The organism is Anaerolineales bacterium (genome assembly GCA_003105035.1).
In the GTDB taxonomy this organism is placed as follows: Bacteria; Chloroflexota; Anaerolineae; order Anaerolineales; family UBA4823; genus FEB-25.
This window is the reverse complement of sequence record PQAL01000003.1, coordinates 1-17121: the sequence shown is the minus strand read 5'-3', so window position 1 is coordinate 17121 and position 17121 is coordinate 1. Positions and strand designations below refer to the sequence as shown.

Genomic DNA, 17121 nt, shown 5'->3' with positions numbered 1-17121 from the left:
GAGAGAGATAATGACTACCAGTTTTTCGATCGAAGGGAAAAGAGCAATTATTACTGGTGCAGCGCGTGGGTTGGGTCGAGGCATGGCACAGGGTTTACATGAGGCAGGTGCTGAACTGGCGCTGATTGATATGGCGGATAACATTCAAGCCATCGCCAAGGAGATGGGGGCTCAGGGGAAGCGTGTTGTAGGTGTTCAAGCGGATCTCTCTCACCGGGATGAGCTCAAGCGTGGTTTTGATGAAGCAGTGAAGGCGCTGGGTGGCCTGGACATCCTTGTGAATAATGCCGGTATCACTCGCTGGAGCCAGGCCGAAGCGATGACCGAAGCCGATTGGGATATCGTTTTGGAAGTGAATCTAAATTCGGTCTTTTTTCTTGCACAGCTGGCCGGGCAGCACATGCTGAAACAAGGACACGGTAAAATTGTAAACATCGCCTCGCTGTTAAGTTTTGGCGGAGGTTACCTGACTGTGGGTTATGCTGCCAGCAAGGGGGGTGTAGCCCAGATGACGAAAGCCCTGGCAAATGAATGGTCTGGCAAGGGAATAAATGTAAATGCCATCGCTCCAGGATATATGGCCACCGAAATGAATATCCCGCTAATGGAAGACCCTGCCCGTAATAAACTCATTATGGATCGGGTTCCAGCCGGGCGGTGGGGCTTGCCAGAGGATTTGGTTGGTGCGTTAATTTTCCTATCATCCTCTGCATCCGACTATGTGCATGGCGTTCTCCTGCCCGTCGATGGTGCATTCCTGGCTCGATGATTTAGAATAATAGGAGGCAATATGCGTCAAGAAGAGTATCTTAAACTAGAGCGGAAGGTGGAAGAAGTCAACGATTGGCGGCATCGCCCCGTAAATGTATATACTCGTGATGGGCACGCGCTTGTTTCAAAAGCTGTGACCACTGACCGTGACCTCAAGGTTGCGGTAAAAGCTGCAGTGGATGCCATCGGCGGTGTGCGCAAAGCACTCCAGCCGCAAGACCGGGTCTTGTTGAAAGCCAATTTTAACAGTGACGATGCGTATCCGGCTTCCACAGACCTGGGTTTCCTTACCGCGGTGGTCGAAGTGCTGCGTGGTGAAGGCATCACAAACCTTACCCTGGGCGAACGCTCAGGCTGGCCATGGATGCCTACAAGCAAGGTGCTAAGGGCCATGGACGTCTTTGAAACGGCGAAAGCATTGGATTTACCGGTGATTGATTTCGACTCGGGACCATGGATGGAAGTCCGCTTGGGTGAACAAGCAAGATGGTGGAAAGGTGTGGCTTACCACCAGTCGCTTAAAAGTTTTGACAAGATCGTATATCTCCCCTGCATGAAGCACCATTTCCTGGCCACCTTCACCATGAGCCTCAAGCTTACCGTCGGCCTGACGCATCCGGTGGAGATGCAGTATATGCATGCCGATTTTGACAACGGGAAGACCGACGAGCCCATGTATCTGAAGATGATCGAGCTGAGTTTACCGGTTGGGCCTGATCTGATCATCATGGATGGCCGCAAGTCATTCATCACCGGCGGCCCCGATAATGGTGAAGTGGTCGAACCGAATGTCATCCTGGCATCCGGTGACCGGATCGCGTTGGATGTCGAAGGGGTCAAGATCCTGCAGACCTACCCACGCGAGAACCTTATTCAAGCCCCGGTCTGGGAGATGCCAGTGATCAAGCGGGCGATTGAGCTGGGCTTGGGCGTCAAGAGTGAATCTGAGTATCAGGTTATTTCAGCATAACGAGGTGAAGCGTGGCAGACAAGACATTATTTGACCAAGTGCTAGAAACGGCGATAAGCCTGGAGGACGTAGTAGCGGCTCAACACAAAGAAGAGATGAAACTGCTCGTCAAGGATTTACAGGAAGCCAAAACGACCTTGTTTATCCGCACCGCTGAGGCCAAGCCAATGATCGAGCGTTGCTGGAAAGCTGTGGAGGCGTTGAAAGCCGCGCAACCAGGGTCTCAAGAGGCCGAAGACGCTTTTAGTGATTTTGAAGGAGCGGTCAGTAAGTTACGCAATACGATCCTCGTCCGTACACAGCGGGCCACATAAAGGACTGGAGACATATGCAAACGAGAAAACTGGGCTGGACAGATCTACAATTCACGACCATTGGCTATGGCAGCTGGGCCTTGGGCGGGGGTGATTGGGTATGGAGTTGGGGACCGCAGGACGATCAAGCCTCCGTGGGTACGATTGTGCGGGCGATGGAGCTTGGCATAAACTGGATTGACACCGCGGCAGTCTACGGCTTGGGCCACTCCGAAGAAGTGGTCGGCATGGCGTTGAAGAAACTTCCCCGTCGGCCTATTCTGGCGACAAAGTGCAGCCTGGTATGGGATTCAACCAAGAAAGTAACTGCCCAATTAAAGAAACAGAGCGTGCGCGCTCAGTTTGATGCCAGCCTTCGCCGTCTCGGAGTGGACGAGATCGATCTATACCAAATCCACTGGCCGAACCCGGATGAGGATATTGAAGAAGGTTGGAGTACGATGGCTGACCTGGTAAAGGAAGGCAAGGTTCGTTACATTGGCGTCAGCAACTTCAGCGTTGAGCAGCTCAAGCGAGTCCAACCGATCCATCGCGTCGCGTCCCTCCAGCCACCTTACAGCATGCTGAAACGCGACTTTGAAAGGGAATTGATGGGATATTGTGCTGCCAACCAGATTGGGGTGGTGGTCTATAGTCCAATGCAAAAAGGGTTACTCACTGGAAAATTCCAGGATCGCCTGGGACATTTAGCAGCCGATGACCACCGCTTAACTGACCCGGACTTTCAGGATCCTCGGCTCAAAACTCACCTGGAGCTGGTAGAACAATTACGTCCGATTGCTGCCAAACACGGCTTGACCGTGGCGCAATTGGCTATTGCATGGGTATTGCGGTGCCCGGAAGTCACCTCGGCGATCGTAGGCGCACGTAAGCCCTCTCAGATCGAAGAGACAGTCGCGGCTGGCGAATGGGCTCTCCCTGTTGAAGACAGCCAGTTGTTGGACAAATTACTGGCGGCGCATGACCTGGCCTTGCCGAAAGAATGATGCTTGCGAAAAAGGATGAAAAATGACTGTACAAAGTGCCATTTCGCCTGAAATTATCCAGGCCTTTCGCAAGATTACCACCGCTTCGGTAGCTGATGCGTTGTGGGGGTTGGGGTTCTCTGGCCATATGGACCATGAGATCAAGCCTTTCATGAAGGTCAAAATCGTTGGACCCGCAGTGACCGTGCGCGAAGAACCAACTACCGAGAGGATCCCTCCCAGCCATGCTTTGGAGCTCATCGATCAGAGTCCAGCGGGTAGTGTCATCGTGATTGCCATTGACGGCTTCCGTGATGTTGCAGTCTGGGGTGGTCTAATGACGGCTGGCGCAGTAGTTAACGGTATCGAGGGGGCGGTACTGGATGGTGGTGTGAGGGATGTAGAAGAGATTGAGCGTGATTTCGGTTTCCCTGTGTTCTCCCGCAGCATTTGCCCGGCCACGACAGTCGGAAGGTTCAAGACGGTAGCAGCCAACGAGCCAGTTAACGTTGGAGGGGTCACTGTCAACCCTGGCGATTTGATCGTGGGAGACCGGGATGGCGTGATCGTGGTGCTATCCAACCTGGTGGAAGCCGTGCTCAAGGATGCGCAGGATATCGAGGATCGCGAGCGTGAGCAAACTCGCTTGATTCACGAGACCAAGTCGCTGCTCAAAGGGCTTGAAAAATACCAGCGCATTTAACCAAGGCGTAAACTTGAACGATAACGATAAATATCGATTAAGGAGTATGAATACCTATGGCTAGTTTTCCCAGATTAGAAGTACTGAACGCAATGGTCGATACGGGTCTCATTCCGGTGTTTTATCACAAGGATGTTGATGTCGCCAAGAAAATCGTGGCAGCCTGTGCCGCGGGTGGGGTGCGTACCGTCGAGTTTACCAATCGCGGCGATTTTGCCCCGCAAGTCTTCAGCGAGCTCTCCCAGTATGTAGCTAAAACACTTCCTAAAGTTATCCTTGGTGCCGGCTCAATCGTCGACGCACCTACTGCCGCACTATATATCGCCAGTGGGGCAAACTTTATCGTCGGGCCTAACCTCAACCCGGAAGTAGCGCGCCTGTGCAATCGACGTAAAATCCCTTACAGCCCCGGGTGCGGCTCAGCTTCCGAAATTGCGGAAGCAGAAGAATTGGGTGTGGAGATCGTCAAGGTCTTCCCAGGCGATTCGGTAGGCGGCCCGCAATTTGTAAAATCCATTCTTGGGCCGTGCCCCTGGACACGCATCATGCCCACTGGTGGTGTTGAAGCCACGCAGGAAAGCGTCACCGCCTGGTTTAAGGCAGGTGTCACTGTGGTGGGTATTGGAGGAAACCTCGTTCGCAAGGACTTAATTGATGCGGGTGACTATGAAGCAATCTCAGGGCGCGTGGCGCAGGTGCTCGCCTGGATTCGCGAAGCACGGAAAAAATAGGTCTTAAGGACGCCAACATGGCCAAGATCGTAAATTTCCGCGAAATCAAGCCAGCAGAAGCCTGTCATTACGACGGGGTTGCTCTGGGTGAAGTGATGCTTCGCCTGGACCCCTATGATGTACCTACGGCATTGGCCCGTCAGATGCGCGTCTTCCAGGGTGGCGGTGAGACGAATGTGGCCTGTGGCCTCGCATATACTTTTGGTCTGCGAACGGCTGTCCTGACCGCTCTGGTGGATGACTATATTGGCAAAAATATCCGCAATCAGCTCCGTACTGCAGGGGTGGATACCAGCAAAATTATCTGGTACAACACCAAGAATGACGGTTCCCGCTTTTCGACGGATTCCAAGGGCACGCTGATGAACGGGCTCAATTTTACTTATGCCGGTAAAGGGGTTATTCCCTCGGATACGCTCTATTACCGTGCTCATTCAGCGGTGCGCGAGCTACGCGTGGGTGACCTGGATTGGGATGGCTTGTTTGGTAAAGAAGGCGTGCGCGTATTCAGCACGGGTGGGATTTTCACCCTCATTTCGCCCACCTCGGCTGACCTGGCATTGGAAGGCGTGAGTAAGGCAAATGAGCTGGGCACCTTCGTGGCTGCCGACCTGAACTACCGCTCCAAGGTCGAGCCCAATAAGAACCGCGCCAGGGAAATCAACCAGAAGATCACTCCGTACCTTGGGTTCTTAGTCGGTAATGATAGCGACCTGTCAGATGCGCTGGGCTATACTACACCGGTGCCGGACGATGCATCCTTTGAGTCGTGGCTGGATGCTTATCAGCAGACGGTGCGGAAAGTTGCGAAGGATTTTCCGAATCTCAGCCTGATTGGTACGCAATGGCGGGGAGCAACCAATGCTGACCTGGTGAGCTGGGGAGGCGTGCTCTACGACACAGCCGAAGATAAGCTCCACGTGGCGCCTATCCGCCGGGATATTCCCATCGCTGACCGCACGGGTGGTGGCGACTCGTTCGCCTCCGGGGTGCTGGCTGCGCTGCTTAAAGGCAAGGATTTGGATGCAGCCGTCCAGTGGGGTGCAGCCCATGGAATGTTGGTTCAGGAAACGCCCGGTGACATTACGATGATCGATGAAAAAGCGGTACTGGCTGAAGTAAAACGGGCATTATCCAGCGCCGGTGTTCGTGCAACAAGGTAGCATATAAACGAATTATAGGCTTGGCAGGCTAACATAGATTGATTGTGAAAGGATCCTTAGATAATGTATGACATAGTAACATTCGGAGAGACGATGATCCGGCTTACACCGCCGAATTTTCAACGTCTTGAGCAGGCCCACAAATTTGAAGTGGGTATTAGTGGTGCCGAGTTGAATACCGCAACTGGATTGGCGCGGCTCGGTATGCGGACTGCCTGGGTCTCCCGCCTGGTCGATAGCCCAATGGGGCGGATGATTGCGAACCGGGCAAGGGAACAAAACGTTGATACCTCCAACATTATATGGGCAAAGGATGGCCGGGTAGGATTATACTTTTATGAAATGGGTGCCTCTACACGCGCCAGCCAGGTGATATACGACCGGGCGCATTCCGCTATCAGCCAACTGAAGCCCGGTGAAGTGGATTGGGCTACTATACTGAATGGGGCAAAAGCCTTTCACATCAGCGGCATCACCCCTGCGCTTAGCGCAAGCTGTGCTGAAGCCTCTGTAGAGGCAATCACCGCGGCCAAACAAGCTGGGTGCGTGGTCAGCCTTGACATCAATTTTCGCGCCCGGCTGTGGTCAAAGGAAGCGGCGCGGGAATGCATCACCGGCTTGCTCAAGGATGTGACCATTTTATTTACCACACTGGATGAAGCGAATGCGGTCTTGGGTCTCGAGGGGGAGGCTGAAGAGGTAGCCCGGGAAATTGCCGGGCGGTGGAATGTGCCGGTAGTGGCGATCACCCTGCGCGAAGCACCGAGTGTTCTTCGCAATATCTGGCGCAGCCTGGCCCTTGCCGATGGTAAAGTTTACACGGGGAGAACCATCAGTTTGGAACTGATCGACCGGATGGGTACCGGCGATTCATATGATGCCGGCTTTCTCTTTGGTTATCTGACTGGCGACCTTAATAAGGCTGTGGCCTATGGTGATGCCCTGGCAGCCATCAAGCATTCAATACCTGGCGATTACACCTGGGTAACCCCAGCCGAACTTAAAGCACAGGTCGAAAACGTACAGACCAAGATACAGAGGTAATGATGAACAAAGATGAACAACTACGATTTTTGTTGGATCACGGGCTTGTGGCGATTGTCCGCTTAAAGGAGCCAGCTGAGCTGGTGCCCATCGCAGAGGCCATCGAGGCAGGTGGCGTGCGGGTGATCGAGTTTACCATGGGAACCCCCAATGCACTGGACGCCATTCATACGATTGCTCAAGAGTGGGGAGACCGAATCCTACTTGGTGCGGGTACCGTACTGGATCCGGAGACCGGCCGAGCAGCGCTTTTGGCTGGGGCGCAGTTCCTGGTGGCGCCAAACTTTAATCCCGCCCTGATCGAGTTAGCCCGGCGATATAACAAGATTATCGTGCCGGGTGCTTTTACACCCACAGAAATTTTAGCGGCGTGGGAGTGTGGCGCCGACATCGTCAAGGTTTTCCCGGCTTCCACCGTCGGCCCACAATATATCAAGGACATCCTCGGCCCACTGCCGTATGTGCGTCTTTTGCCCACGGGTGGTGTCTCCCTGGATAATATTCCCGCCTTTATCACCGCAGGTGCGGCTGCCGTGGCAGTCGGCGCAAGTTTAACTGATCCAAAACTGATCAAGGAAAGAAACTGGGCAGGCCTGACAGCGCATGCCCAGCGCTTTGCCGAAGCTGTCCAACGTGCACGCGGGAAATGAATCATCCGTAGAAAGGGGATAAATCCATCATGATCCGGCTTGAGTCGCTCGATTCCACTAGAATAAAACGGGATACACCGGTTCCCTACCACTACCAGCTCTCTGAATTATTAAAGCAGGAAATTGAATCCGGAAACTGGAAGGTCGGCGAGCAGATTCCCGTGGAAGAGGATTTATGTGAGTACTTCTCACTCAGCCGGACTACCATCCGAAAATCTCTGGATGCCCTGGTGACTCTCGGTTTGCTTCGCCGTGAGCAGGGCTGTGGTACATTTGTCGCTGAGCCTAAGATGATCGAGGGCCTGGTCAACCGGCCGATTGGTTTCTATGACGATATGGTTGAGCGCGGCTTTGAGGTGGTTACCCGGGTTTTAGAATTGCACCGCATCACACCCACGCTGGTGGTGGCTCGTGAACTCGAGCTTGACCCCGACGCGACCGTCATCGAAATCCGGCGGGTGCGTTATGTCCAAAACCTTCCCGTGGTGATCGTGAACTCTTATGTTCCATACGAATTATGCCCGAGCTTGCTGGAGGCCGACCTGACCCATACCGGTTTGTATAAATACCTGCGAGAGAGTGCGGGTTATAAAACCTATCGAGCCAAGAGTTTCGTTGAAGCGGTTGGGGCGAATGAGGCAGAAGCTCAACTACTCAGCGTAAAAGTTGGCAGCCCGCTGTTAATGATTGAAAGTACTGTGTATCTGGAAGATGGACGACCAATTGATTATTACAAATCCCGTCATCGCGGCGACCGCATGAGATTACTCATGGAGAGTGAGAAATTGGAGATAACTCCCATATAAGCCAAGAATCCATGAACATTCTTGGCAGCCAACACACGGTTCAGACAAAATCGGTACATTCATTAACTAAGGAGATAGTAATATGGAGAAAATGGTTGAGATGTTCAAGGTTCCGGTTGAGACAGGCGCAAGTGGCTTTGCTGCACTACTGCGCGAAGAAGGTGACCAGATCCGTCGCGACGTGTTCAATCTTGTCCTCCCGAAAGACACCGAGGGAGGCGTTCTTCACGCTGGCTACACGATTGTTTATCCTGGTTGCAAAACCAAGGGCCATGTTCACCCGGACCGTGAAGAAATATATTACTTTGTGCGTGGTAAGGGAATCATGGGTGTTGAAGACAAGGAATATGAAGTTGCTGCAGGTGACACCTTCTACGTCCCCTTCGGACCGTTCCACACAACCCGCAATCCAAACAGTGTACCGCTAGAGTTTTTCTGGATAACGATCCAGAAAAAGTGAACCGTAGTGTATGATCTGAATCGCGATAAGCAGCGTTAGAGTAGACATTATTATTAAGAGATAAATAAACTACAGGAGGATGCCATGAAACTCGAACAGTGGGGTTACACCAACCCCGTAATAGCACCGCTGTATTCAAAACCACCCCTTATCTGGCGCGATGCGCAGGTGGTGATGGTCCAGTATGAAGCCAACCTGGATGCCATTCGCTCCGTATTACCTGAACCAATGGAGCCGTGGGGTAACAATGTTATCGCCTTCGTATCCTGGGTTCCAATGGGCACTCAAGGAGCCTGTGGAGAAGCCTGCATCTATGTCCAGGCAAAATTTAAAGACTACGTGGGCACATATGAGCCCTATCTGTATGTGACCACTGAAATCCCCCTGGCAGCAGGGCGGGAAATCTGGGGGTTCTGCAAGAAGCTGGCGACGATCAATGTGCGCCTGGATAAGGAAATTGCCCGCGGAGAGGTAGAGCGGGTCGGCACCAAGATATTAACCATTCAGACCACGATTGACGAGCCTGCCAGTTATGACGATATTCCGTGGGGAACCTCGGGAGTATTTTCTCTGAAAAACATCCCTGCTGCTGAAGAAGGCGAGCCGCCGCTGCGACAATTGGTCTTGACCGCCGGCACGGTGAACGCTTTACCTGGGCATTTCTTTAAGGGGCGTGGCTCCATCTCCTTTGAGCACTCAGACATTGACCCCCTGGACATTCTGAAGCCTGAGCGCATTATTTGCGGCTACTACGGCATTATTGAGATGAATCTCCCGCTGGGAAAGATAGTCCACCGATATTAAAAAATCCCCTTGTCCCTTCGGTAAATCATGCGCACCATCTCCAGGTGTTATTTGGCTAGTTAACTAAATTCCACTGCATACCTTGGGACTTTGTTTTGCTTGAATTGATACACGGAGACGACTATGGCCAATAAGTATTTACTCGGTATAGATATCGGCACACAGAGCAGCCGGGCAGCACTGATTGACCTGACTGGCGTGGTGATTGCCAGCAGCTCTCAGGAGTTAATTTTACAGACACCGCGTGCAGGATGGGCCGAACAGGATCCCCAGGTGTGGTGGGATACGACGGCCGCAAACATCCAATCGGTGTTACAGAAGGCCGCGATCTCACCCCAACAGGTATTAGGCGTGGGTGTCAGTGGTCAGATGCATGGAACGGTGCCTCTAGGCCCTGGAGGCGAGCTGATATCGCATGGTGTGCAGCTGTGGTGTGATAAGCGTAGCGCCAGCCTGGTCAATGAATTTAAGCTGCGCCCCGATGCGGCCTCGGCTCAACTTATCTCAGGTTCGCCACCGGCTGCCTCCTGGTTTGGATTCAAGATCAAGTGGCTGCAGGTTAATGAGCCGGAAATCTATCGGCGTACTTGGAAATTTGTCGTCCCCAAAGACTTTATCAACTACTGTCTAACCGGGGTTGCGGCGATTGACTATTCAGAAGCATCTGGCTCTTTTCTCTTAGATGCTAAGCGCGAAACCTGGTCTGAAGATATGGTTAGCCGGATGGGATTGGACATGGACAAACTCCCTCCACCCTACCCAGCTGCACATGTCATTGGCACCGTAACCTCAGCAGCAGCAACTGCAACCGGTTTGTTACCAGGCACACCCGTAGTTGCCGGTGGGGGAGACATGCTGTGTGCGCTCCTGGCCGCCGGCATCACCCAGCCAGGCTCAGCCTGTGATATCACCGGAACCGCCTCACACTTATCCGTGTTCACCAGTGAACCTGTCCAGGATGCACGCTTGATGAATTTACACCATGTAATGCCGGGCTGGATTCCGTTTGGGATTATTGACTCGACCGGCGGGACATTGAAATGGTTCAAGGATTCCTTCTGCCAGGAGGAAATCGCCCAGGGTCGCCAGACAGGTCGCTCGCCCTATGCGATACTCGATGATTATGCCGCAGCTGTTGAGCCGGGAGCGGAAGGTCTGCTGTTTTTCCCATACATGATGGGCGAGCGGACCTTTGGGACAGCTTATGCGCGTGGCGTTTTCTTTGGCATGAGCTTGCGCACCAACAAGGGTGCCATCTCCCGGGCGATTATGGAGGGTGTAACCTTTGAGCTCAGACGTGCCCTGGAAGCCATTGAGGCCGCTGGAAATAGCGTGGCCGAGGTACGCACGACCGGCGGTGGTGCGCAGAGCGCCCTTTGGTCTCAAATTAAGGCTGACATTTATCAGAAACCGGTAGTCACATTCCAGGTCTTTGAGGGAAGTGTACTCGGCGCGGCGATTTTGGCCGGAGTGGGCGCGGGGGTGTACCCCGATGAGCGTACCGGCGCTGAACGTACGATCCGCTTGGGGCCAACCTTCCAGCCAAACCTTACCACCAAGCCACGCTACGATTATTTATTTGATATGTTCAAAGACATGCATGATAGAATGCAAGACCCATTCAATCGATTCAGTGCACTACCGTGATACAGGAGATAGATAATGTCAAAAGTGCTCGTGACGGCGCGTTCGTTCCGTAAAATGCAAGGCGATCATTGGCGGGTCCTTCAGGATGCTGGTTATGAGATTGTTACACCGGAGCAAGATCAGCCACTCAAAGAAGCAGAAATGATTTCACTTGTCGGTGATGTCGATGCGATATTGGTTGGCAATGATGCCATGACCGCCGCGGTAATTGCTGCCGCGCCTCGCCTGAAGGTGGTCGCAAAACATGGCGTGGGCGTGGACAATATAGACGTCGCTGCTGCTACACGCGCCGGTGTGGTTGTAACCAACACGCCCGGTGCGAATCAGGTGGCGGTAGCCGAAATGACGGTTGCGTTGATTATGGCGTTGACCAGGAAACTGGCTTATCATGACATGGTGGTGAAATCGGGTGGGTGGAGTCGCATTATCGGAACTGAGCTGGCGGGCAAAACTGTCGGATTAGTCGGCCTCGGCCGCATTGGTAAAGAAGTTGTGGTGCGATTGGAAGGCTTCCAGGTCAAGTTCCTGGCCTATGATGTTTACCAGGACAAGGCCTTTGCTGATGAACACCATGTGCGCTTTGTGGAGCTGAACGAGTTATTGGCTGAGTCTGACATTGTCACACTGCATGCCGTGCTCACGGCGGATACGCAGAAACTAATTGGTGAGAAAGAATTAAGCCTCATGAAACCCGGCGCATACCTGGTTAACACCGCCCGGGGTGGACTGATCGATGAAGCAGCTCTCTATAAAGCGTTGGCAGAAAATCGCCTGGCCGGTGCCGGGTTGGATGTGTTTGCTGATGAGCCGCCCAAGGATAGCCCCCTGCTGCATCTGGGCGACAAGGTGTTACTGGAACCCCATCTGGGTGCCCAAACCACGGAAACCGTTTTACGCATGGGGAGGATGGCCGCGGAAAACATCGTCCAGGTACTGGGCGGTGAAAAACCGGTCGGATTGGTCAATCCCGATGCGTATGCGGTCGCGAATCAAGGCCCTCTGTAAAACGCCGGCACTTCACTAAAGGAGAAGACGATGATCATACATGGTGCAACCCGTGCCTGGCCAGCTGAGCCTGGGCAGATAGACTGCTTCTCAAGGGATCTGGTTACCCGCGTTGAAACCGAAGCCATGAGTGCTCACCATCTACGCATAGAGCCGGGTGGTGAGTTTATTTCCCATGCCCACGAGGGCGAGACAGAAATCCATTTTGTTATTTCTGGGCGCGGCCAGGCTCAGATCGGTGACCAGTGGGAGGATGTGGAGCCAGGTGATGTAGCCCTTGCTCTCCCAGGGGTTGCCCATGCCTTGTGTAATCCAGAATCCACGCCATTATTCATATTATGCGTGTTTGCACCACCGCTGTATTGAGACACACCGAGGAAATAAGTTGATCATTTCTGAACATCTGGCTAAACGTCTGGTTGCAGCTTACGGGCTGCAGGTCCCGCCTGGTCAGGTGGCTCAAACGCCCGAGGCAGCCACAGCAGTTGCCCGCGAGCTGGGTGGTTTGGCCTTCGCAGTTAAGGCATTGATACCGACGGGCGGGCGTGGCAAAGCTGGCGGAGTAAAGCTGTGCAGTTCCATTGAGGCTGTCACTGAGGCCGCCCACAGCCTTTTAGGTCATGAGTTGCTGGGCTGTCAGGTGACTACGGTATTGGTTGAGAAAGCCATGCCAATCACCCGCGAGATCTATGCAGGCGTGATTACCAATTCTGCTTCAGATAGGATTGACCTGGTGGTGAGCTTTGCTGGCGGTATGGATATTGAGAATACTGCGCAAAGTGGTCATCAGGCCATCTGGCAATTGCCGGTAGAGCCAGGTGATATTTTACCGGTATACCGGGTTCGCCAGTGGTTAAGCCAAGCCCGGGTTGAAGACGTCAATATCGAAGCCTTGGCCCACGTGCTGGTGACGCTCTACCGTGCTGCTGCCGACCTGGATGCAATTCTTCTGGAAATCAATCCTTTAGCAGTCCTGACCGATGCCAGCCTCGCTCTGCTGGATTGCAAACTGGAGGTGGACGATAACAGCTTGCCACGCCATCCGGAGCTGGCAGAAGTTTACCGCTCGTCGCTCTCATCCCGCGAATTACGCGCCCGAGAATTGGGTGTGTCTTATGTCCCGCTGGACGGCGATATCGGCGTGATTACCAGCGGTGCTGGCCTGGGAATGTGCACAATTGATTTGCTCAAGCAACAAGGTCTTAATCCAGCGAATTTTCTGGATACTGGCGGTGGCATTTCCGCAACTCTGGTGCAGGGGGCGCTGGAGCTTATCATGGAACCACCTCAGGTACGCGGGGCAATCATTAATTTATATGGTGGAATTAACCGCATGCTGGAAGCCTCGAAAGGGATTGTCGCTGCGTTGCAAACGATTCCAGGCGAACGTCCGTTGGTGGTGAAGATTTTAGGTAATCAACAGGAAGAAGCCTGGGCTATGCTGGAAACGGCGCCGAATGTCCATGTAATCCGAGTGGTGCAGACCGAGGATGCTGTTTCCAGGTTAGCAGGATTGGTGAGCTAGATAATGGCAGCTTTCTGGGTAGACAAATCGACCCGCGCTATCGTGCAAGGCATAACTGGTAGGGTCGGACAAGCGCAAACACATTGGATGCTCGAAGCTGGCACTCCGCTCGTAGCGGGTGTAACGCCCGGCCGAGGCGGACAAGTTATTGAAGGTCTACCTGTATATAATACGGTAGCAGATTGCGTGTCAAATGAAGGAGCAAACGCTTCCGTGATATTTGTTCCAGCGGTTGCAGCTCGCCAGGCTGCCATGGAAGCCATCGATTGCAAGCTGCAACTGATTGTCATCGTCACCGAGCATATCCCCATGCGAGATACGATGGAGATCAAAGCCCGCGCAAGGAGTTCCGGCGTAACGGTGATTGGCCCTAATTGTCCCGGTCTTTTTGTGCCGGGTATCGGTAAGCTCGGGATTATTCCTGCGAGTATCTTTCGCCAGGGTACTGCAGAGGGAGTGGGTGTGGTAGGCCGTAGTGCCACGCTGAGTTATGAGGTCATCGCCAATTTGGCTGAAGCTGGCCTAAGCCAAACTGCTGCAGTAGGCATCGGCGGTGATCCGGTGGTGTGCACCGAATTCGTCGAGGTCCTAAAGCGCTTTGAAGCTGACCCGGCGACAAAAGGTGTTGCGTTGGTAGGTGAAATTGGGGGCACTACCGAGGAACGGGCAGCTGAGTATATTGCCACCATGAGCAAACCGGTGGTGGCCCTTATTGCCGGGCGGGCGGCACCCGCAGGGCGCCGGTTTGGGCATGCAGGTGCTATCATTCGCTCAGGCTCCGGAGGAGCCGAACAAAAAATAAAGGCTTTACGTGAAGCAGGCGTGACGATTGCGGATACGCCGTCACAAATCCCGATGTTATTGAAGCAACGCATATTGTAATAATTTAGGAGGTACCTATGTTTTCAGGTGGCTATTTGGGTCGGTTGCTCAGGATAAATTTGACCACCCGGCAATATTCGATCGAAACTATTCCAGATGAGAAGCTGCGTCTATTTTTAGGCGCGCGTGGCCTGGGAGCCGAGTGGTATGCGCGGGAGGTGTCTCCGCAGGTCAAGCCGCTGGATCCTGAAAATAAAATGGCTTTCTTTGTCGGCCCGATGACGGGAACTCCGTTGGTTTCCACTACCAAGTTTGAGCTGACGACCAAAGGGCTGGAGACCGGGCGTTATTTGTGCTCCAATTCCAGCGGAAATTTTGGGCCGCGCTTGCGCGAAGCCGGATTTGACGGTTTGATTTTAGAAGGTGTGTCTAAGTGCTGGACGGCTTTGGTAATTGAGAAAGAGGACGTGAAGTTTTTGGACGATGACGGTTGGCAAGGGCTTGAACCGATGGAAGCTCGCGCAAGGCTGCTGGGACAGCTGCCCGATCGCAAGCCGAAATGGGCTACGATGAGCATCGGACCAGCTGCAGAAAATCGCGTGGCATTCTCATCCATCTTTGTGGATGATGGGCGGGCATTCGGCCGGGGTGGTGGTGGTGCGGTGCTGGCCTCGAAAAAAGTCAAGGCTATGGCTGTTTGGGGAGATGTCCCCGTGCCCCTGGCCGACGCCGCCATGTGCAAAGAGATCGCGAAAAACGCCAACATTGACCTGAAGACATCGCGTGCAAAGCACCGCGAGTTGGGCACCGCCCAGCTGGTTGAGCCGATCAATGCACTTGGTTGTATGCCCACGCGTAATTTCCAAACCTCCTGGGAGCTCCCTGAGAAAGTGCAGGGTGTCTACGGGCAGACCTTACATGACCAATACCACGTGCGTAATTATGCCTGCTACCGCTGCAGTGTAGCCTGCGGGCAGATGGGAGAAGTCAAAGAAGGTCCTTTTGCCGGTGCGAAAGCGCGGCCGGAATTTGAAAGCATCGGTTTGTTAGGTCCTTCTTGTGGCATCAATGATATGGGGGCTGTCATTGCTGCCAACGAGCTGTGTGATCAGCTTGGCATGGATACCATCACGGCTGGCAACCTGGTGGCGATGACGATGGAGCTGTTTGAGCGCGGCTTGGTCTCTGCACAGGATAACGATGGGCTGGAAGTTCGCTTTGGTGATGGGCAAGCCTTGCTGGAAATGCTCCGGTTCATCGCACAACGGCGCGGCTTAGGAGCCATTATCGCCGACGGCGCCAGGGGTATTATCCAGGCCCGGCCTGAATGGGGAAAATATATCCTTCAATCAAAATTTATGACTTTTGCCGCCTATGATCCCCGTGGCTTCCACGGTATGGGATTGGCCTACGCCACCTCTGTCCGAGGCGCATGCCACAATGTGGGTGGCTATACAGTGAGCGAGGAACTGATGGGTAAGAAATACGACCGGTACGCCGTGGAAGGGAAGGGGCAGCTGGTTAAGACCCTCCAGGACAACCGCGCCTACATCGATAGCCTCGGCTTATGCACCGTGGTGCGTGGGGCGTACAAGTTCAGTACCGCCCCCACGCCAGAGACGATGCTAGCCATCACAGGTTACAATTTTGCTCCGGAGCTGATGACAATTGGCGAGCGCATATCTAACCTGGAACGCCAGATTATGGTGCGCGAGGGCATCACCCGACAGGATGATGCCCTACCTCCGCGTATGAGTGAAGCAGTGACCAACGGCCCGGCGGAGGGGCATTTTATCAGCAACCAGATGTTGGATGTGATGCTCGACGAGTACTATGCCGTGAGGGGCTGGGATGCCCAGGGTCACCCGCGCCCTGAAACCTTAGAAAAACTTGGTCTGGCGGAGATACCTGCACTGGTATGATCGCAATCACGGTAAAGTTTTTAGGTGGGCTTCGCCAGGAAATGGGGATGGCGAGCACCACCCTCAGCCTGCCAGACAATGCGACAGTAGCTGATTTGCTTAATCAGCTGCTCGCTTTGGGGCTGGATCTCGATGAACAAAAGAATATTGCGGTGATAAACCAGACCGGTTTGAGTCAGGTGCCGCCAGACAGGCTGGTCACGCCAGATGATGAGGTCATGGTTTTTCCGCACATTAGCGGCGGTTGCTGCACCAGCGGAATTATATGAAAACACGGATCGGAATAATTGGGCTGGGACGAATGGCTCAGCGAGCATACCTGCCGGTGCTGGCTAACCTGGAGACTGCGGATCTGGCGGCTGTCATGAGCCGCCGCCCCGAGACGGCTGATCGGTACCGCAACCTTTATAAAATACCCAGTGGGGTCACCGATCTACCGGATTTTATCTGTCAAGGCCTTCAGGCAGCCGTGGTATTGACCCCCTCGCCTACCCATTTTGAAATCGTGCGGACATTACTCCAGGCGGGCGTGGATGTGCTGGTGGAAAAGCCGGCGACGCTTTCCAGCCGGGAGACGGCCCTCCTGGGTGATGTGGCTGAGCGGGGTGGCAGGGTGTTCATGATCGCCTTCAACCGCCGCTTTTCCCCATTGTATAAACAGGCGAAAGACCTGTTTACTGGTCACCAGGTGACGTTATGCGTGGCAGAGAAACACCGTGAGCGCGCAGTCAATCCGTCTCTCTTCGATCATTATTCTGAAGAGGATATCCATATGATTGACCTCTTACGCTGGTATGGCGGTGAAGCCGAGGCGGTTTC

20 protein-coding genes are annotated in these 17121 nt (G+C 53.7%); all 20 read left to right on the top strand.

The window, feature by feature from the left end; translation table 11 throughout:
- Positions 1 to 10 precede the first annotated feature (10 nt).
- On the top strand, positions 11 to 769 hold the full coding sequence (locus tag C3F13_01360; protein ID PWB56214.1) for a 2-deoxy-D-gluconate 3-dehydrogenase: 759 nt from the start codon (positions 11 to 13) through the stop codon (positions 767 to 769).
- A gap of 21 nt (positions 770 to 790) precedes the next feature.
- The gene (locus tag C3F13_01355) at positions 791 to 1741 is read left to right on the top strand and encodes a hypothetical protein (protein PWB56213.1); all 951 of its coding nucleotides are present in this window, start codon (positions 791 to 793) and stop codon (positions 1739 to 1741) included.
- Between the two features lie 11 nt (positions 1742 to 1752).
- On the top strand, positions 1753 to 2055 hold the full coding sequence (locus C3F13_01350; GenBank protein PWB56212.1) for a hypothetical protein: 303 nt from the start codon (positions 1753 to 1755) through the stop codon (positions 2053 to 2055).
- Positions 2056 to 2069: 14 nt separating this feature from the next.
- Positions 2070 to 3041, top strand: a complete 972-nt coding sequence (locus C3F13_01345) for an aldo/keto reductase (GenBank protein PWB56211.1) — start codon at positions 2070 to 2072, stop codon at positions 3039 to 3041.
- 22 nt (positions 3042 to 3063) lie between these two features.
- Entirely contained in the window at positions 3064 to 3723 is a 660-nt protein-coding gene (locus tag C3F13_01340; GenBank protein ID PWB56210.1) for a dimethylmenaquinone methyltransferase, read from the top strand.
- Between the two features lie 56 nt (positions 3724 to 3779).
- Complete coding sequence (locus C3F13_01335) at positions 3780 to 4454, top strand: bifunctional 4-hydroxy-2-oxoglutarate aldolase/2-dehydro-3-deoxy-phosphogluconate aldolase (protein PWB56209.1); 675 nt, start codon at positions 3780 to 3782, stop codon at positions 4452 to 4454.
- Between the two features lie 17 nt (positions 4455 to 4471).
- A complete protein-coding gene (locus C3F13_01330) occupies positions 4472 to 5617 on the top strand; it encodes a sugar kinase (protein PWB56208.1) in 1146 nt (381 codons plus the stop codon).
- A gap of 63 nt (positions 5618 to 5680) precedes the next feature.
- Positions 5681 to 6661 (top strand): sugar kinase, encoded by a 981-nt coding sequence (locus C3F13_01325; protein PWB56207.1) that lies wholly within the window; start codon positions 5681 to 5683, stop codon positions 6659 to 6661.
- 2 nt (positions 6662 to 6663) lie between these two features.
- Positions 6664 to 7311, top strand: a complete 648-nt coding sequence (locus tag C3F13_01320; protein PWB56206.1) for a 2-dehydro-3-deoxyphosphogluconate aldolase — start codon at positions 6664 to 6666, stop codon at positions 7309 to 7311.
- A gap of 29 nt (positions 7312 to 7340) precedes the next feature.
- A complete protein-coding gene (locus C3F13_01315) occupies positions 7341 to 8117 on the top strand; it encodes a GntR family transcriptional regulator (GenBank protein PWB56205.1) in 777 nt (258 codons plus the stop codon).
- 82 nt (positions 8118 to 8199) lie between these two features.
- Positions 8200 to 8577 (top strand): cupin domain-containing protein, encoded by a 378-nt coding sequence (locus tag C3F13_01310; GenBank protein PWB56204.1) that lies wholly within the window; start codon positions 8200 to 8202, stop codon positions 8575 to 8577.
- Positions 8578 to 8661: 84 nt separating this feature from the next.
- A complete protein-coding gene (locus C3F13_01305; GenBank protein PWB56203.1) occupies positions 8662 to 9381 on the top strand; it encodes a hypothetical protein in 720 nt (239 codons plus the stop codon).
- 123 nt (positions 9382 to 9504) lie between these two features.
- Positions 9505 to 11028, top strand: coding sequence for a hypothetical protein (locus tag C3F13_01300; protein PWB56202.1), 1524 nt, complete (start codon positions 9505 to 9507; stop codon positions 11026 to 11028).
- A 15-nt stretch (positions 11029 to 11043) separates the two neighbouring features.
- A complete protein-coding gene (locus C3F13_01295) occupies positions 11044 to 12033 on the top strand; it encodes a hydroxyacid dehydrogenase (GenBank protein ID PWB56201.1) in 990 nt (329 codons plus the stop codon).
- A gap of 30 nt (positions 12034 to 12063) precedes the next feature.
- Positions 12064 to 12399, top strand: a complete 336-nt coding sequence (locus C3F13_01290) for a hypothetical protein (protein ID PWB56200.1) — start codon at positions 12064 to 12066, stop codon at positions 12397 to 12399.
- Positions 12332 to 13558, top strand: coding sequence for a succinate--CoA ligase subunit beta (gene sucC, locus C3F13_01285; GenBank protein ID PWB56199.1), 1227 nt, complete (start codon positions 12332 to 12334; stop codon positions 13556 to 13558). Before C3F13_01290 ends, sucC begins: the two co-directional genes overlap by 68 nt.
- A 3-nt stretch (positions 13559 to 13561) precedes the next feature.
- Positions 13562 to 14440: a succinate--CoA ligase subunit alpha gene (locus C3F13_01280; protein PWB56198.1), complete on the top strand. Its 879-nt coding sequence runs from the start codon at positions 13562 to 13564 to the stop codon at positions 14438 to 14440.
- Between the two features lie 17 nt (positions 14441 to 14457).
- Positions 14458 to 16302, top strand: a complete 1845-nt coding sequence (locus C3F13_01275) for an aldehyde ferredoxin oxidoreductase (protein PWB56197.1) — start codon at positions 14458 to 14460, stop codon at positions 16300 to 16302.
- The gene (gene moaD / locus C3F13_01270; GenBank protein PWB56196.1) at positions 16299 to 16571 is read left to right on the top strand and encodes a molybdopterin synthase sulfur carrier subunit; all 273 of its coding nucleotides are present in this window, start codon (positions 16299 to 16301) and stop codon (positions 16569 to 16571) included. The genes C3F13_01275 and moaD overlap by 4 nt, the downstream gene beginning before the upstream one ends.
- The coding region (locus C3F13_01265) for a gfo/Idh/MocA family oxidoreductase (protein PWB56195.1) at positions 16568 to 17121 on the top strand (554 nt) is incomplete at its 3' end. The genes moaD and C3F13_01265, both read left to right, overlap by 4 nt.

What these genes read in the sequence shown, in the direction of transcription:
- C3F13_01300 (PWB56202.1), top strand. Translation starts at nt 9,505, where the DNA reads ATGGCCAATAAGTATTTACTCGGTATAGATATCGGCACACAGAGCAGC.
- C3F13_01305 (PWB56203.1), top strand. Translation starts at nt 8,662, where the DNA reads ATGAAACTCGAACAGTGGGGTTACACCAACCCCGTAATAGCACCGCTG.
- C3F13_01345 (PWB56211.1), top strand. Translation starts at nt 2,070, where the DNA reads ATGCAAACGAGAAAACTGGGCTGGACAGATCTACAATTCACGACCATT.
- C3F13_01335 (PWB56209.1), top strand. Translation starts at nt 3,780, where the DNA reads ATGGCTAGTTTTCCCAGATTAGAAGTACTGAACGCAATGGTCGATACG.
- C3F13_01340 (PWB56210.1), top strand. Translation starts at nt 3,064, where the DNA reads ATGACTGTACAAAGTGCCATTTCGCCTGAAATTATCCAGGCCTTTCGC.
- C3F13_01330 (PWB56208.1), top strand. Translation starts at nt 4,472, where the DNA reads ATGGCCAAGATCGTAAATTTCCGCGAAATCAAGCCAGCAGAAGCCTGT.
- C3F13_01310 (PWB56204.1), top strand. Translation starts at nt 8,200, where the DNA reads ATGGAGAAAATGGTTGAGATGTTCAAGGTTCCGGTTGAGACAGGCGCA.
- moaD (PWB56196.1), top strand. Translation starts at nt 16,299, where the DNA reads ATGATCGCAATCACGGTAAAGTTTTTAGGTGGGCTTCGCCAGGAAATG.
- C3F13_01315 (PWB56205.1), top strand. Translation starts at nt 7,341, where the DNA reads ATGATCCGGCTTGAGTCGCTCGATTCCACTAGAATAAAACGGGATACA.
- C3F13_01280 (PWB56198.1), top strand. Translation starts at nt 13,562, where the DNA reads ATGGCAGCTTTCTGGGTAGACAAATCGACCCGCGCTATCGTGCAAGGC.
- C3F13_01320 (PWB56206.1), top strand. Translation starts at nt 6,664, where the DNA reads ATGAACAAAGATGAACAACTACGATTTTTGTTGGATCACGGGCTTGTG.
- sucC (PWB56199.1), top strand. Translation starts at nt 12,332, where the DNA reads ATGCCTTGTGTAATCCAGAATCCACGCCATTATTCATATTATGCGTGT.
- C3F13_01360 (PWB56214.1), top strand. Translation starts at nt 11, where the DNA reads ATGACTACCAGTTTTTCGATCGAAGGGAAAAGAGCAATTATTACTGGT.
- C3F13_01295 (PWB56201.1), top strand. Translation starts at nt 11,044, where the DNA reads ATGTCAAAAGTGCTCGTGACGGCGCGTTCGTTCCGTAAAATGCAAGGC.
- C3F13_01275 (PWB56197.1), top strand. Translation starts at nt 14,458, where the DNA reads ATGTTTTCAGGTGGCTATTTGGGTCGGTTGCTCAGGATAAATTTGACC.
- C3F13_01290 (PWB56200.1), top strand. Translation starts at nt 12,064, where the DNA reads ATGATCATACATGGTGCAACCCGTGCCTGGCCAGCTGAGCCTGGGCAG.
- C3F13_01325 (PWB56207.1), top strand. Translation starts at nt 5,681, where the DNA reads ATGTATGACATAGTAACATTCGGAGAGACGATGATCCGGCTTACACCG.
- C3F13_01355 (PWB56213.1), top strand. Translation starts at nt 791, where the DNA reads ATGCGTCAAGAAGAGTATCTTAAACTAGAGCGGAAGGTGGAAGAAGTC.